At 74.0% G+C, this 14,392-nt stretch carries 16 protein-coding genes and 1 pseudogene; 12 read left to right on the plus strand and 5 right to left on the minus strand.

Translation table 11 applies throughout. The features are described 5' to 3' along the window. Positions 1–9: 9 nt before the first annotated feature. Genes HN031_RS19815 through HN031_RS19865 form a run of 11 tightly spaced genes read left to right on the plus strand, consistent with a single transcriptional unit; the run spans position 10 to position 9,979 of the window. Positions 10–498, plus strand: coding sequence for a hypothetical protein (locus tag HN031_RS19815; RefSeq protein WP_172274491.1), 489 nt, complete (start codon positions 10–12; stop codon positions 496–498). Next, positions 498–776 carry a DUF6167 family protein gene (locus HN031_RS19820; RefSeq protein ID WP_172274493.1) on the plus strand — a complete coding sequence of 93 codons (279 nt, stop codon included), beginning with the start codon at positions 498–500 and terminating at the stop codon, positions 774–776. The genes HN031_RS19815 and HN031_RS19820 overlap by 1 nt, the downstream gene beginning before the upstream one ends. Beyond that, positions 776–3,499, plus strand: coding sequence for an alanine--tRNA ligase (gene alaS / locus HN031_RS19825; RefSeq protein ID WP_172274495.1), 2,724 nt, complete (start codon positions 776–778; stop codon positions 3,497–3,499). The genes HN031_RS19820 and alaS overlap by 1 nt, the downstream gene beginning before the upstream one ends. 2 nt (positions 3,500–3,501) lie before the next feature. Then, a complete protein-coding gene (gene ruvX, locus HN031_RS19830; RefSeq protein ID WP_172274497.1) occupies positions 3,502–3,963 on the plus strand; it encodes a Holliday junction resolvase RuvX in 462 nt (153 codons plus the stop codon). Next, positions 3,956–5,143, plus strand: a complete 1,188-nt coding sequence (mltG, locus tag HN031_RS19835; RefSeq protein ID WP_172274500.1) for an endolytic transglycosylase MltG — start codon at positions 3,956–3,958, stop codon at positions 5,141–5,143. The genes ruvX and mltG overlap by 8 nt, the downstream gene beginning before the upstream one ends. Before the next feature lie 34 nt (positions 5,144–5,177). Further along, entirely contained in the window at positions 5,178–6,020 is an 843-nt protein-coding gene (locus HN031_RS19840; RefSeq protein ID WP_172274503.1) for a shikimate dehydrogenase, read from the plus strand. Between the two features lie 8 nt (positions 6,021–6,028). Beyond that, positions 6,029–6,751, plus strand: a complete 723-nt coding sequence (locus HN031_RS19845; protein WP_172274506.1) for an A24 family peptidase — start codon at positions 6,029–6,031, stop codon at positions 6,749–6,751. A gap of 12 nt (positions 6,752–6,763) precedes the next feature. Further along, the gene (gene aroC / locus HN031_RS19850; RefSeq protein WP_172274509.1) at positions 6,764–7,942 is read left to right on the plus strand and encodes a chorismate synthase; all 1,179 of its coding nucleotides are present in this window, start codon (positions 6,764–6,766) and stop codon (positions 7,940–7,942) included. Beyond that, positions 7,942–8,442, plus strand: coding sequence for a shikimate kinase (locus tag HN031_RS19855; RefSeq protein WP_172274512.1), 501 nt, complete (start codon positions 7,942–7,944; stop codon positions 8,440–8,442). Before aroC ends, HN031_RS19855 begins: the two co-directional genes overlap by 1 nt. Further along, positions 8,439–9,548: a 3-dehydroquinate synthase gene (gene aroB, locus HN031_RS19860; protein ID WP_172274515.1), complete on the plus strand. Its 1,110-nt coding sequence runs from the start codon at positions 8,439–8,441 to the stop codon at positions 9,546–9,548. The genes HN031_RS19855 and aroB overlap by 4 nt, the downstream gene beginning before the upstream one ends. Beyond that, positions 9,545–9,979, plus strand: coding sequence for a type II 3-dehydroquinate dehydratase (locus tag HN031_RS19865; protein ID WP_172274519.1), 435 nt, complete (start codon positions 9,545–9,547; stop codon positions 9,977–9,979). Before aroB ends, HN031_RS19865 begins: the two co-directional genes overlap by 4 nt. On the opposite strand, the gene HN031_RS19870 is transcribed toward HN031_RS19865, so the two are convergent. Together HN031_RS19870 and HN031_RS19875 are read right to left on the minus strand one after the other, a co-directional pair. After that, entirely contained in the window at positions 9,943–10,794 is an 852-nt protein-coding gene (locus tag HN031_RS19870) for a helix-turn-helix domain-containing protein (RefSeq protein ID WP_172274522.1), read from the minus strand. The genes HN031_RS19865 and HN031_RS19870 overlap by 37 nt on opposite strands. 24 nt (positions 10,795–10,818) lie before the next feature. Beyond that, the gene (locus HN031_RS19875) at positions 10,819–11,244 is read right to left on the minus strand and encodes a hypothetical protein (RefSeq protein WP_172274525.1); all 426 of its coding nucleotides are present in this window, start codon (positions 11,242–11,244) and stop codon (positions 10,819–10,821) included. 98 nt (positions 11,245–11,342) lie between these two features. On the opposite strand from HN031_RS19875, the gene HN031_RS19880 reads away from it, so the two are divergent. Then, on the plus strand, positions 11,343–12,182 hold the full coding sequence (locus HN031_RS19880) for a PhzF family phenazine biosynthesis protein (protein ID WP_172274528.1): 840 nt from the start codon (positions 11,343–11,345) through the stop codon (positions 12,180–12,182). Here the strand turns inward: HN031_RS19880 and HN031_RS19885 are convergent. The 3 genes and pseudogenes from HN031_RS19885 to HN031_RS21170 form a co-directional block, all read right to left on the minus strand. Then, complete coding sequence (locus tag HN031_RS19885; RefSeq protein WP_172274531.1) at positions 12,179–12,721, minus strand: GNAT family N-acetyltransferase; 543 nt, start codon at positions 12,719–12,721, stop codon at positions 12,179–12,181. The genes HN031_RS19880 and HN031_RS19885 overlap by 4 nt on opposite strands. A gap of 21 nt (positions 12,722–12,742) precedes the next feature. After that, positions 12,743–13,591 (minus strand): DNA polymerase domain-containing protein, encoded by an 849-nt coding sequence (locus tag HN031_RS21165; protein WP_216652641.1) that lies wholly within the window; start codon positions 13,589–13,591, stop codon positions 12,743–12,745. 298 nt (positions 13,592–13,889) lie between these two features. Beyond that, a pseudogene (locus HN031_RS21170) lies at positions 13,890–14,360 on the minus strand (DNA polymerase ligase N-terminal domain-containing protein); the annotation flags it as partial. Positions 14,361–14,392: the final 32 nt, after the last annotated feature.

Consider the following 14,392-nt stretch of genomic DNA (forward strand, 5'->3'; position numbering starts at 1 on the left):
GGTGTCCCGGTGACGACGGAGCAGCAGTGGCTGGGCGCCGGTGGCGCCCTGGTGGTGGGAGTGGCCCTCGTGGCGCTCCTGCTCGCCGTGCTGGCCCGGCGTCGCGCGCTCCGCGCCGAGGCAGCCCTCACCCGGCTCGCCCACCGGGTCGCGGAGCTGGAGTCCCCGGCCGCGCCGGAACCGGTCGCCGAGCCGGGCTCGTACGTCATCACCGCCCTCGACGCGGGCGCCGAGCCCGCGGTCGTGGAGGCGCGTCCGCTCGCGCAGCCCATCGACGGGCGCCTGTTCGCCGACGTCGTGGCCCGCGAGACCGTCGTCAAGGCGGCGTCGTGGACCCACGGGCTGCGGCGCGCGCTGTCGGCCGAGAGCCGCAACCGGATCAGGTTCCAGGTCCGCCAGGAGACCAGGCGGAGCGGACGCGAGCGGCGGGCCGAGATGAAGCAGGCGCTGCGCGAGTACCGCGCCCGTGAGCGTGCGGTCCGGGAGGACGTCGCCTGATGGGTCGCCCACTCTGGTTCGTCGCCGGGGCGGGGGTCGGGGTGTACGCCGCCGCCCGCGCCCGCCGTGCCGCCGAGTCCCTCACCGCCGACGGCCTCCGCGACCGCCTGCGTGGCTGGCAGGTCGGCGCCCGGCTCTTCGCCGAGGAGGTCCACCACGCTCGCACCGAGCGCGAAACCGAGTTGCGTGAGCAGCTCGGGCTCAGGCCCACTGCTGGCAGCACCACCCCCGAGCTCACCACCCCCGAGCCCGCCCCCGATACGAAGGACCCGACCTGATGGACACCGCCGAGATCCGCCGCCGCTTCCTCGCGCACTTCGAGGCCGCCGGACACGCCGTGGTGCCCTCCGCCTCGCTCCTGGCCGACGACCCCAACCTGCTGTTCGTCAACGCCGGGATGGTGCCCTTCAAGCCCTACTTCCTCGGCCAGGAGACCCCGCCCTACGACCGCGCGACGAGCGTGCAGAAGTGCATCCGCACGCCCGACATCGAGGACGTCGGCAAGACCACCCGGCACGGCACCTTCTTCGAGATGTGCGGCAACTTCTCCTTCGGCGACTACTTCAAGCAGGGCGCCGTCGAGCTGGCCTGGGACCTCATCACCAAGCCGGTCGCCGACGGCGGCTTCGGCCTCGACGAGTCGCGCCTGTACCCGTCCGTGCTGGTCGGCGACGAGGAGGCCATCGACCACTGGATGACCGTGACCGGGCTGCCGCGCGAGCGCATCATCGAGCTCGGCCCCAAGGAGAACTACTGGTCGATGGGCGTCCCGGGCCCCGGAGGCCCGTGCTCGGAGATCCTTTACGACCGCGGTCCCGAGTTCGGCCCCGACTTCGACGCCGCGACGCTCGGGCCGGACATGCCCTTCGAGCTCGAGGACCGGCTGCTGGAGATCTGGAACCTGGTCTTCATGCAGGACGACCTGAGCGCCGTGCGCTCCAAGTCCGACTTCGACATCTCCGGGTCGCTGCCCAAGAAGAACATCGACACCGGCATGGGCCTGGATCGCGTGGCCCTGCTGCTGCAGGGCAAGCAGAACATGTACGAGATCGACGTCGTCTTCCCCGTCATCGAGCGGGCGGAGCAGCTCACCGGCCGCCGCTACGGCGCCGGCGGGCCCACGTCGGCCGAGGACGACGTGCGGTTCCGCGTCGTCGCGGACCACGTGCGCTCGTCGATGATGCTCATCGGTGACGGCGTCACGCCGGGCAACGACGGCCGCGGCTACGTCCTGCGCCGGCTGCTGCGCCGCGCGGTGCGCTCGATGCGGCTGCTCGGCTGCGAGGACCCCGTGCTGCCCGAGCTGATGCCGGTCTCGCGCGACCGGATGGGCCAGACCTACGACAACCTCCTCACCGACTGGGCCCGCATCTCGCAGGTGGCCTACGCCGAGGAGGAGGCGTTCCGCAAGACGCTCCAGGCCGGCACGCAGATCTTCGACCTCGCCGCCTCGGAGGTGAAGGGCACCGGTGGCTCGACGCTGTCGGGCGAGCGCGCCTTCGCGCTGCACGACACCTACGGCTTCCCGATCGACCTGACCCTGGAGATGGCCGCCGAGCAGGGCCTCCAGGTCGACGAGCAGGGCTTCCGCGGGCTGATGGCCGAGCAGCGCGAGCGCGCCAAGGCCGACGCCCGTGCCAAGAAGGGCGCCCACGGCGACACGGCCGTCTACCGCGGCATCTTCGACCAGCACGGCCCCACCGAGTGGCTGGCCTACGAGACGCTCGAGACGGAGTCGCGGCCCCTCGCCCTGCTCAGCGGCGGCTCGTCCGTGCCCCGTCTCGGCGAGGGCGAGATCGGCGAGCTCGTCCTGGACCGCACGCCCTTCTACGCCGAGTCGGGCGGGCAGGTCGCTGACGCCGGCACCATCGTCTTCGACGGCGGGCGGCTCGAGGTCCTCGACGTGCAGCGACCGATCAAGGGCCTGGTCGTGCACCAGGTGCGCGTCCTCGAGGGCGAGCTCGACCCGGCCCGCGAGGTGCACGCCCGCGTCGACCCGGAGTGGCGCACCGGCGCGCGCCAGGCCCACTCGGGCACGCACGTCGTGCACGCCGCGCTCCGTGAGGTGCTCGGCCCGACGGCGCTGCAGTCCGGCTCCTACAACCGGCCGGGCTACCTCCGCCTCGACTTCGGCTGGACGCAGGCGCTCAGCCCGGAGCAGGTCCGCGACATCGAGCTGGTCTCGCAGCAGGCGCTGCGCGCCGACCTGCCCGTCTCGTGGGACTTCATGACGCTCGAGCAGGCCAAGGAGTGGGGCGCCATCGCCCTCTTCGGCGAGACCTACGACAACACCAAGGTCCGGGTCGTCGAGATCGGCGGCCCCTGGTCGCGCGAGCTCTGCGGCGGCACGCACGTCGACCACTCCTCCCAGATCGGCACCGTCGTGGTGACCGGTGAGGCGAGCGTCGGCTCCGGCAACCGCCGGATCGAGGCGCTCACCGGTGTCGAGGGCTTCGGCTACCTCGCGCGCGAGCGCGACGTCGTCGCTCAGCTCACCGGACTGCTCAAGACCCAGCCCGACGACCTGGTCAGCCGCGTGCAGGGCCTGACGGAGCGGCTGCGCGCGGTCGAGAAGGAGCTGGAGAAGGCCCGCCTCGCCCAGCTCCTCGGCGCCAGCGCCAGCCTCGCCACGGCCGCCGCGCAGGTCGGCCCCGTCCGGCTCGTCGCCCATCACGCGGAGGGTGCCGGGGGCGCCGACGTGCGCAACCTGGCCCTCGACGTCCGCGGCCGCCTGCCGCAGGGCGAGCCGGGCGTGGTGGTCCTCATCGGCACCCAGACCGACGGCGGCAGCACCAAGGTGTCGGTCGTCGCGGCCACCAACGACGAGGCGCGCGCCCGCGGGCTGTCGGCCGGCGAGCTCGTGCGCGCCGTCGGTCCGCTCCTCGGCGGCAAGGGCGGCGGCAAGGACGACGTGGCGCAGGGCGGCGGCAGCGACGCCTCGCGCATCGGCGAGGCGCTGGAGATGGTCTCCCACGAGGTCGCCCAGCGGGTGCAGTCCTGAGCATGCGCGCCGGGGTGCGGGTCGGCATCGATCCGGGCGACGCCCGGATCGGCGTCGCGACCAGCGACCCCACCGGCTTCCTCGCCACCCCGGTCGAGACGGTGCGGCGCGGCAGGGGCGACGTACGACGCCTCGCGCAGCTCGTCTCCGAGCTCGAGGCGATGGAGGTCGTGGTCGGCCTGCCGCGCTCGCTCAACGGCACGGAGGGCCCGGCCGCGGAGAAGGCGCGCGACCTTGCCGGACGGCTGGCGCGCAGGGTCGCGCCCGTGCCTGTGAGACTCTGTGACGAACGACTGACGACCGTGTCGGCCGAGTCGATCCTGCGCGAGCAGGGCCGTCACGGCGCCAGGCGCCGCGCCGTCGTGGACCAGGCAGCGGCGGTGCTGATCCTGCAGACTGCGCTCGACACGGAGCGGTCGAGTGGGCACGCACCGGGAGAGATCGTCGAGGTGACAGATGAGTGAGCACGAGGACCAGCGCTCGGAGGCGACCCTCGAGGAGGACCGCGACGGCGCCTACGACCAGGAGTACGTCCCCGGCGGCAGGCGGCGCAAGGGCCGCGGCCTCAAGGGGTGCCTCGCCGTCCTGGTGGCGCTGGTCGTCCTGCTCGGCGGCTTCTACGTCGCCCTGACGCAGGGCGTGTCGTGGGTCTCCGACCAGTTCCAGGGCCCCGACGACTACCCCGGCCCCGGCCGCGGGTCGGTCGAGTTCACGGTCAACGAGGGCGACACGGTCGCCCAGATGGGCCGCAACCTCAAGGAGCAGGGCGTCACCAAGTCGGTCCAGGCGTTCATCGACGCCGCCGCCGGCGAGCCGGAGTCCAGCGGCATCCAGGTCGGCGCCTACGAGCTGCAGAAGCAGATGAAGGCGTCCGACGCGCTCGAGGTCCTCATCGACCCGGCCAACCTCATCGGCTTCCCGACCGTCACGATCCCCGAGGGCCTCCGGCTCACCGAGATCGTCTCGACGCTGGCCGAGAACACCGACTTCACCGAGCAGGCCTACAACCGCGCGCTGCAGCAGCCCGACAAGCTCGGCCTGCCCGACTACGCCGGCGGCAACGCCGAGGGCTACCTCTTCCCGGCGACCTACGAGGTCAAGCCGGGCATGAAGCCCGCCCGCATCCTCGCGATGATGGTCGACCGCTGGCGCCAGGCGGCGGAGGAGGCCGACCTCGAGGCCCGTGCCGCCGAGCTCGGCCACACGCCGGGCGAGCTGATGATCATCGCCTCGCTCATCGAGGCCGAGGGCCGCGGCGACGACATGCCGAAGATCTCGCGGGTCATCTACAACCGGCTCGACGGCCCCGGCGACAAGGGCGGCACCAACGGCACGCTCGGCATCGACGCCTCGATCGCCTACGGCCTGGGGCTCTCGCCCGGGTCGACGGAGCTGACCCCCGAGCAGCTGGCGGAGGACACGCCCTACAACACGCGCATCAACGCCGGCCTCCCGCCGACGCCCATCGAGGCGCCGGGCGACGACGCCATCGAGGCGGCGGCCAACCCGGCCGACGGTGGCTGGTACTACTACGTCACGGTCGACCTCTCCACGGGCGAGACCAAGTTCTACGAGGACTACGACGGCTTCCTCGAGGGACGCGACGAGTACAAGGCCTACTGCGAGACCTCGGACCGATGCTGATCCCACCGATGCTGATCCCACCGATGCTGATCCGGTGAGCGACGGGTCGCGACCGGTCCGGCGCTGCGGCGTGCTGGGCGACCCCGTCGCCCACTCGCTGTCGCCGGTCCTGCACCGGGCGGGCTACGCCGGGCAGGGCCTGGACTGGACCTACGACGCCCACCGGGTGCCGGCGGGCGGGCTCGAGGCTTTCCTCGACGGGCTCGGTGAGGAGTGGCGCGGGCTGTCGCTCACGATGCCGCTGAAGCGCGAGGCGCTCACCCTGGTCGACCGGCTGACGGACCGCGCCCGCCTCGCCGGTGGCGTCAACACGGTGGTGCTCGACGACGGTGCCCGGGTGGGCGACAACACCGACCTGCCGGGGGCGGCTGCCGCGATCCGGGAGCGCACCTCCCGGCCCCTGTCCTCGGCGGCGATCATCGGCGGTGGGGCGACGGCCGCCTCGGTCGGTCTCGCGCTGGTGGACCTCGGCGTGACCCGGATCGAGCTGCTGGTGCGTGACGCTGTTCGGGCCGCGGACACGGTGGCCGTGCTGCGCTCGCACCCGGCCGGCGTCGACGTACGCTCTGCGGCGCTCGACGGCCCGGGCGACCTCGCGGCCGACCTGGTGGTCTCGACCGTTCCCGCCGCGGCACAGACCGCCGAGCTGGTCGCGCAGTGCGAGGCGGTGCCGGTCGTGTTCGAGGCGCTCTACGACCCGTGGCCCACGCCGCTGTCCGCGGCTGCACTGGCCTCCGGTCGGGTGCTCGTGGGCGGTCTCGACCTCCTCGTCCACCAGGCGGCGCTCCAGTTCGAGCTCTTCACCGGCGTGGCAGCGCCGCTGGCCGTGATGCGCGATGCGGGCGAACGCGCCCTCGCGGCGCGAAATCCCGCTTGAATGTCGCAGTGAACGACACCCTGCTGGCCACCTTGCTGGCCGGCCTCCTCGCCGCTGTCGGCGGCCTCCTCGTTCCGACGCTGGTCGCCCGGGTGCCGGAGCCGGCGCCCAAGGACGACGCGTCGTCCGACGAGCCGCCCAAGATGCTCTACGCCGATATCGCCGCGCGACCGGGCTCGCGGTGGCGCTCCGCCGCGGTGGCGGGCGTCTGCGGAGCCCTCCTCGGGGCGGCGACCGGGCTCGACTGGCCGCTGCTGTGGCTGGTGCCGCTGGTCCCCGTCGCGGTGGCGCTGTCGGTCGTCGACTGGCACACCCGGCTGCTCCCGCGGATCGTCGTGCTGCCCGCCACGCTCGCCGCGATCGCGGCGGTCGCCGCGGTCGGGCTCGCCACGGGGGAGCGCGAGGCGCTGCTCCGCGCGCTGCTCGCGATGGTGGTGGCCCGCTCGTTCTTCTGGATCCTGTGGTTCGCCCGGTCCGCCGGCATGGGCTTCGGCGACGTTCGCCTGGCCGCCCCGGTCGGCCTGGTGCTCGGCTGGGCCGGGTGGGGCGCGCTGGCGATCGGGCTCTGGGTCGGCTTCATCGCGTTCGCCCTGCCGGCCGCCGCCCTGGCCCTCGTGCGCCGCGACCGGGCGATGCTCAAGAAGTCCTTCCCGTTCGGGCCGTTCATGGTCCTCGGTGCCCTGGTGGGTCTCGTCTGGGGGACTGCGCTCGCTGGGCGCATCTGGAGCTGAGAGACTGCAGCCATGCTCCGATGGCTCACAGCAGGCGAGTCCCACGGTCCCTCCCTGGTGGCGATCCTGGAGGGGCTGCCCGCCCACGTCCGCGTGACGACCGACGACCTGGCCGACTCGCTGGCCCGCCGCCGGCTCGGCTACGGCCGCGGCGCGCGGATGAAGTTCGAGCAGGACCAGGTCCGCGTGCTCGGCGGCGTGCGCCATGGCGAGACGCAGGGCGGCCCGGTGGCCATCGAGGTCGGCAACACCGAGTGGCCCAAGTGGGAGAAGGTCATGTCGGCCGACCCGGTCGACCCCGTGGAGCTCGAGGCCCTCGCCCGCAACGCGCCCCTGACCCGGCCGCGTCCCGGCCACGCCGACCTGGTCGGCATGCAGAAGTACGCCTTCGACGAGGCGCGCCCGATCCTCGAGCGGGCCTCGGCGCGCGAGACCGCCGCCCGCGTGGCGCTGGGCCGGGTGGCGTCCAACTTCCTCGAGCAGGCCGTCGGCGCTCGCGTCGTGTCGCACGTCGTCGCGCTCGGTGGCGTCAAGGCGCCGGCGGGCGTCGTACCCGGCCCGGACGACGTCGCACGCCTCGACGCCGACGAGGTCCGCTGCCTCGACCCCGACGCCAGCGCCGCGATGGTGGCGCGCATCGACGAGGCGCACAAGGACGGCGACACCCTCGGCGGCGTCGTCGAGGTGGTCGTCCACGGACTGCCGCCGGGCCTCGGCTCGCACGTGCACTGGGACCGGCGCCTCGACGCCCGGCTCGCGGGCGCGCTGATGGGCATCCAGGCGATCAAGGGTGTCGAGGTCGGCGACGGCTTCGAGCTCGCCGACACCCCGGGGTCACAGGCGCACGACGAGATCGTCAGCACCGACGAGGGGCTGCGGCGCACCACGGGTCGCTCCGGCGGCACCGAGGGCGGCATGTCGACCGGCGAGGTGCTGCGCGTCCGCGCCGCCATGAAGCCGATCGCGACGGTCCCCAAGGCCCTGCGCACCGTGGACGTCGCCACGGGCGAGGCCACCGTCGCGCACCACCAGCGCTCCGACGTGTGCGCGGTGCCGGCCGCCGGCATCGTCGCCGAGGCGATGGTCGCGCTCGTGCTGGCCGACGCGGTCGTGGAGAAGTTCGGCGGCGACTCGGTGCAGGAGACCCGCCGCAACGCCGAGGCCTACCTCGACACCCTGCGGTTCCGCTGATGGCGCCTCGCGTGGTGCTCGTCGGTCCGATGGGCGCCGGCAAGACGACCGTGGCCGGGCTGCTCGGCGAGGCGTGGGGCGTGCCCGTGCGTGACACCGACGCCGACGTGCAGAGCACCACCGGTCGGGAGATCTCCGACATCTTCGTGGAGTCCGGCGAGGACCACTTCCGCGACCTGGAGGCGGCGGCGGTGGCCGCGGCCCTCGCCGAGCACGACGGCGTGCTGGCCCTCGGGGGCGGCGCGGTGCTGCGTCCGGAGACGCGCGACCTGCTGGCCGGCGTGCCGGTGGTCTTCCTGCGGGTCGGTCTCTCCGACGCCGTGAAGCGGGTCGGCCTCGGCGTGGGACGCCCGCTCCTGCTGGGCAACGTCCGCTCGCGGATCAAGGCGCTCCTCGACGAGCGCACCCCCGTCTACGAGTCGGTCGCCACGCACGTCGTCGAGACCGACGGCCGCACGCCCGACGACGTCACCGCCGAGATCCGGGAGCTGCTGGGATGAGCACGCCGCAGGCCGACACCGTCCTCCACGTCGGAGGCGCCTCGCCCTACGACGTCGTCGTCGGGCACGACCTCGCCGACCGGCCGCCGGCCCTGCTCGGTGAGTCGGTGGAGCGGGTCGCCGTGCTCTACGCCGGGACGCTCGGTGCCGTGGCCGACCCGGTCGTCGACCGTCTGGTCGAGCACTACGACGTGCTCGCCCTCGGCCTGCCGGAGGGCGAGCGGGCCAAGACCGCGCCGGTCGCCGCCGACTGCTGGGAGGCGCTCGGCGAGGCCGGCTTCACCCGCTCCGACGCCGTGGTCACCATCGGCGGGGGAGCGACCACCGACCTCGGCGGCTTCGTCGCCGCGACCTGGCTGCGCGGCGTACGCGTCGTGCACGTGCCCACCACGCTGCTGGGCATGGTGGACGCCGCCGTCGGCGGCAAGACCGGCATCAACACCGGCGCCGGCAAGAACCTCGTCGGCTCCTTCCACGAGCCGGCCGGCGTGCTGTGCGACCTGTCGCTGCTCGCCTCGCTGCCGCGCGCGGAGCTCGTCGCCGGCCTCGGCGAGGTGGTCAAGTGCGGATTCGTCGCCGACCCCGCGATCCTCGACCTGGTCGAGCGCACGGACCCGGCGGCGCTGACCGCCGACTCGGCGGAGCTGCGCGAGCTGGTCGAACGGGCCATCCGGGTCAAGATCGACGTCGTGGTGGGCGACCTCCGCGAGCGCGGCGGGGGCGACGGCCACCCGGGCCGCGAGGTCCTCAACTACGGCCACACCCTCGCCCACGCCATCGAGCGCACCAGCGACTACGCCGTCCGCCACGGCGAGGCCGTCGCCATCGGCTGCGTCTACGTCGCCGAGCTGGCGGCCCGTGCCGGGTCGCTCGACGCCGCGGTGGTCGAGCGGCACCGCTCGGCGCTGTCGCGCGTCGGCCTGCCCACGACGTACGACGGCGCCTCCTTCGACGACCTCCACGCCGCGATGAAGGTCGACAAGAAGGCCCGGGGCTCGCAGCTCCGGTTCGTCGTGCTCGACGACCTCGCCTCGCCGCGGATCCTCGCCGGCCCGGCCGAGGACGACCTGCGGGCGGCCTACGCCGCGATCGGGGGAGCGGCGTGAGGGTGCTGGTGCTCAACGGACCCAACCTCGGCCGGCTCGGGCGCCGGCAGCCGGAGATCTACGGCTCCACCACCCACGCCGAGCTCGCGCACCGGTGCGTCGAGTGGGGGCGCGGGCTCGGGCTCGACGTCGAGGTGCGCCAGACCAACCACGAGGGCGACCTGCTCGACTGGCTCAACGCGGCCGCCGACGACGCGGTCCCCGTGGTGCTCAACGCCGGCGCGTGGACCCACTACTCCCTCGCGCTCTGGGACGCGTGCGCGCAGCTGGCCGCGCCCCTCGTCGAGGTGCACATCAGCGACCCCCGGCAGCGGCCGGAGGAGTTCCGGCACACGTCCGTCGTCGAGCCCCACGCGGTGGCGACGATCGCGGGGCAGGGCGTCGACGGCTACCGTCAGGCGCTCGAGCTGCTGGCCAGCGCCACCAGCTGATCGCGGGTGGCGGGGTCGGCGGGGTAGAGCGCCTCGATCGCCAGCTCGGCCACCGTCACGTCGCGGGTCGTGCCGAACACCGTCGTGGTGGTGAGGAACGACAGCACGTCGTCGCCCGCGCGCAGCCGGACGGTCAGCACGATGTCGGGCGCGGCCGCGGTGGCCGGGACGGGGAACTCGGCCAGCAGCGCCGCCAGCCGGGCGTCGCCGGAGATCTCGTGCTCGTGCCGGATCCGGCCCATGATCCCCGCCTGCCACTCCGCGAGGTTGACGATGCGGGGAGCCAGGCCGCGGGGGTCGAGGGAGAGGCGGACGACGTTGACGGGTGGCTCGAGCAGCTCGCCGGGCAGGTCGGCGAGGAGGCGGTAGGCCGCGTCGTTGGCCGCCACGAGGTCCCAGCCCCCGTCGATGACGAGGGCGGGGTAGGGCTCGTGCCCGGCGAGGATCAGCTCGATCGCGGCGTTGACCTGTGCGAGGCACGGCGAGCCCAGCGGGAGCTCGGAGGCGTCGGGCACGAAGCCCGCCGCGGTGTAGAGCCGCCGCTGGACCCGCAGCGGGACGTCGAGCGCCTCGCTCAGCTGGCCGATCATCGCCGGGCTCGGCTGCGCCTTGCCGGTCTCGATGCACGACAGGTGGCGGGTGGAGACCCCGCACCGGTCCGACAGCGCCTGCTGGGACAGGCGCCGGCGCTCGCGCCAGTGGCGGACGAGGGCGCCGACGTCGTCGCGGGTGGGGGCCTCGTCGGTGGCGGACCCGGAGGTGACAGACCCGGAGGTGACGGACCCGGAGGTGACAGAGCCGGTGGTGACGGACATGGTCGACACGATGGCAGGTCGGCCTCAGCCGCGGCGGGCGAGCCACGCCTGGACGGCGGCGAAGACCGCGACCACGCCGGCCTGCAGCAGCACCCAGGCGGTGCCGAGGCCGGTGAGGTCGGCGAGCACGGCGTGGTCGACGCTGGCCACGACCCAGGCGGTGTTCACCGCCACGAGTGCCCACACGCCGCGTCGGGGGATGCGGCTGCGGGTGGCGAGCAGGACGACCCCGGCGGAGACGGCGAGCAGGACGACGCCCAGCACGCGCACGAGGTCGACGGGCATGCCGAACCAGTCGGCGAGCCAGCCGCCGGCGGCGACGTAGGCGAGGCCGTTGACGCCGGTGACGGCGGCGTCGACGAGCAGGACGGTGGCGGCCAGCGGGTGCACGACCCAGGGAGCGCGATCGGCGGGGCGGGTGGCGGTGGTGGTGCTGCGTGTGGTGGTCATGCGTCCAGCGTGGGCGCGACGGCGCGGTGGATCCATGACCTCGGAGGTCATGGGCCCGCGCCCGGGCGGGCTGTGCTGGCCTGTGCTTGGATCGCGGGGTGCTGCCCTTCCGCCAGGTCGATGTCTTCAGCGCCGAGCCGTGGCTCGGCAACCCGCTTGCGGTGGTCCACGACGCCGACGGCGTCACGGACGCGCAGATGGCCCGCTTCGCGCGGTGGACCAACCTGTCGGAGACCACCTTCCTGTGCGCGCCGACCGACCCGGCCGCGGACTACCGCGTGCGGATCTGGACGCCCGCCGGCGAGCTCCCCTTCGCCGGCCACCCGACGATCGGCAGCGCGCACGCGTGGCTGGAGGCGGGCGGCGTGCCGCGGGTGGACGTGGTCGTGCAGGAGTGCGCCGCCGGACTGGTCGACGTACGCCGCTCGCCGCGGCTCGGGTTCGCGGCGCCGCCGCTGCGCCGGTCAGGCCCGGTCGAGGCCGACCTCCGCGCGCGGGTGGTGACCGCGCTCGGGGTGCGCGAGGCGGACGTCCGCGACATCGCCTGGATCGACAACGGCCCCGGCTGGGTCGGGGTGGACCTCGGGACGGCGCAGGCGGTGCTCGACGTCGTGCCGGACGTCGCGACGTTCACCGACCTCAAGGTCACGGTGCTCGGGCGCTGGGACGCGGCGGCGACCGCACAGCACGGCGCAGACGTGGAGGTGCGCGCCTTCTTCGCGGACGGTCGCGACCTCACCGAGGACCCCGTGACCGGCAGCGCGAACGCCGGCCTGGCGCAGTGGCTGATCGGCGGCGGCGCGCTGCCGACGGCCTACACCTCCCGCCAGGGCAGCGTGATCGGGCGCGAGGGTCGTGTCCGGCTCGAGGCGGACGGTGACCGCGTATGGGTCTCCGGCGACGCGGTCACCCGGGTCGTCGGCGAGGTCGACCTCTAGGGGAGGGGACGCTCCCGCACGAGGTCGTCCTCCCAGGCGTCGCCGATGTGGAACCGCTTGGTGCCGACCTGGTCGAAGCCGTGCCGCGCGTAGAACGCGTTGGCCCGCGCGTTCTCCTCGCTGACCCCCAGCCAGACGCCGCGTGCGCCGGTCGCCGTCGCAGCGGCGATCGTCTCCTTCATCAGCCGGCGCGCCACCCCCGAGCCGTGGTGGTCGGGGTGGACGTAGAAGCGCTCGAGCGCGACCGTCGGGCGGTGGTGCAGCGAGGCCGTCACGTCCGGGTCGGACGGCTCGCCGCCGAGGAGCATGGTGTAGCCGACGGGGTCCGCCCCGTCCACCGTGTCCATCGCGACGAGGACCACGCACGCCGGGTCGGCGAGGTGGCGCCGGAAGCTGGCCGGGTCGAGCCGGGTGGAGATGTGGTGGGCGAGGAACTCCGCGGCCGTCTGCGGCGTGCACGCCAGCGGGAAGGTGAGGGCGGCCAGCCGGCTGAGGCCCTCGGCGTCGGTGGCGACGGCTCGACGGACGGTCACGGGCACGGTGGGAGCGTACTGCCCGCCTCAGGTGATCTCCGGCAGCTCCTGGGCCGCGCCGAGGAGCACCCGGAACGGGTCGCCCTCCTCGTCGAGCCGGTCGAGCACCGAGCGCACCGTCCACCGGTCCGGACGCAGGTCGGGGTCGTCGAGCTCGTCCCAGGTGATCGGCACCGACACCGGCGCGCCGGGTCCGGGTCGCGGCGACCAGGGCGCGACGAGCGTCTTGTTGATCGCGTTCTGGGTGTAGTCGAGCCGGGCGAGCCCCTTGCGAGCCTTGACCTCCCACTTCCAGCTCACCAGCTCGGGGACCACCGTGCCGACCGTCCGCGACAGCTTCTCGACCCACGCCCGGGTGTCCTCGAACGAGTAGCCCGCCACGACCGGCACCCAGATCTGGATGCCACGCCTGCCGGTCACCTTCGCGCGGGCGGTGACGCCGAGGTGGTCCAACGCCGTGCGGTGCAGGCGGGCCAGGACCAGCAGGTCCTCCCAGCTCGTCGACGAGCCGGGGTCGAGGTCGACCAGCGCGTACGTCGGCTCGTGCGGCGCGTCGGTCCGCGAGGTCCACGGGTGCCACTCCAGCGCACCGAAGTTCGCCGCCCACATGAGCGCGGCGGGCTCGTCGGCGACGACGTACGTCTCGGTCTCGCCCTCGTCGGCCTCGGCGTTGTCCCAGGCGCCGAGCCAGTCGGGGGCGTGCGCGGGGCGCTCCTTGTGCCAGAAGCCCTTGGCCTCGACGCCGTCGGGGTAGCGGTGCATGTTGAGGGCGCGGCCCTCGACGTAGGGCAGCGCGACGGGCGCGATGCGCGCCGTGTAGGCGAGCAGCTCCCGCTTGGTGACGGGCGGGTCGCCCGGGCAAGAGCACCTTGTCAAGGTTGGTGACCTTGAGCCGGCGGTCGAACACGTCCCACGTGCCCTGCTTGCCGAGGGACTCGAGCTCGGCGATGGCGCTGTCGGGCAGCGGGTCATGGAGGAGGGAGACGGCCGCCTCCGCGGCGGGGACCCCGGCGCGCCACAGGCGGTGGGGGTCGGCGAGCACCTCGTCGTTCGTGCGCCCGCTCAGCACGGAGCGCGGGTGGTCCTCCGGGTCCCAGCCCTCGACGGCGTGCTTGTCGCGCTTGTGCATCAGCATCCAGGGCTCGCCGCTCTCACCGTCGCCGTCGCGCCGGACCAGCACGAGCCGGCCGCGGAGCTTCTGGCCGTGCACCTCCGCGTGCAGCTCGCCGCCCTCGACGGACGCGCGGGGGTCGTCGGTCTTCACCGGCTCCCACGTGCCGATGTCCCACACGACGACGTCGCCGCCGCCGTACTCGCCGGCCGGGATCACGCCCTCGAAGTCGAGGTAGTCGATCGGGTGGTCCTCGACGTGCATGGCCAGCCGCCGGGCCGAGGGGTCGAGCGTCGGCCCCTTCGGCACGGCCCAGCTGACCAGGACGCCGTCGATCTCGAACCGGAGGTCGTAGTGGAGCCGGCTCGCACGGTGCCGTTGGACGACGAACCGGGGAGCGCCGTCGGCGGGCGCGAGCTCGCCGGCGGGCTCCGGTGTACGACCGAAGTCCCGCTTGCGGCGGTAGGTCTCCAGCGGGTCGCCCATGCGCCCATGTTCCCCCGGGCCGGGGGCGCATGCGGGCGGCGTGCGCATCGGGAGGGCTGCTGCGGGGTAAGGGGTGGCAC

The sequence above is a fragment of the Nocardioides sp. zg-1308 genome (genome assembly GCF_013155375.1).
Classification (GTDB): domain Bacteria; phylum Actinomycetota; class Actinomycetes; order Propionibacteriales; family Nocardioidaceae; genus Nocardioides; species Nocardioides renjunii.

Excerpts from the sequence above, each read along its gene's own strand:
- HN031_RS19820 (WP_172274493.1), top strand. The coding sequence starts at position 498 with ATGGGTCGCCCACTCTGGTTCGTCGCCGGGGCGGGGGTCGGGGTGTAC.
- alaS (WP_172274495.1), top strand. The coding sequence starts at position 776 with ATGGACACCGCCGAGATCCGCCGCCGCTTCCTCGCGCACTTCGAGGCC.
- ruvX (WP_172274497.1), top strand. The coding sequence starts at position 3,502 with ATGCGCGCCGGGGTGCGGGTCGGCATCGATCCGGGCGACGCCCGGATC.
- mltG (WP_172274500.1), top strand. The coding sequence starts at position 3,956 with ATGAGTGAGCACGAGGACCAGCGCTCGGAGGCGACCCTCGAGGAGGAC.
- aroC (WP_172274509.1), top strand. The coding sequence starts at position 6,764 with ATGCTCCGATGGCTCACAGCAGGCGAGTCCCACGGTCCCTCCCTGGTG.
- HN031_RS19855 (WP_172274512.1), top strand. The coding sequence starts at position 7,942 with ATGGCGCCTCGCGTGGTGCTCGTCGGTCCGATGGGCGCCGGCAAGACG.
- aroB (WP_172274515.1), top strand. The coding sequence starts at position 8,439 with ATGAGCACGCCGCAGGCCGACACCGTCCTCCACGTCGGAGGCGCCTCG.
- HN031_RS19870 (WP_172274522.1), bottom strand. The coding sequence starts at position 10,794 with ATGTCCGTCACCACCGGCTCTGTCACCTCCGGGTCCGTCACCTCCGGG.
- HN031_RS19875 (WP_172274525.1), bottom strand. The coding sequence starts at position 11,244 with ATGACCACCACACGCAGCACCACCACCGCCACCCGCCCCGCCGATCGC.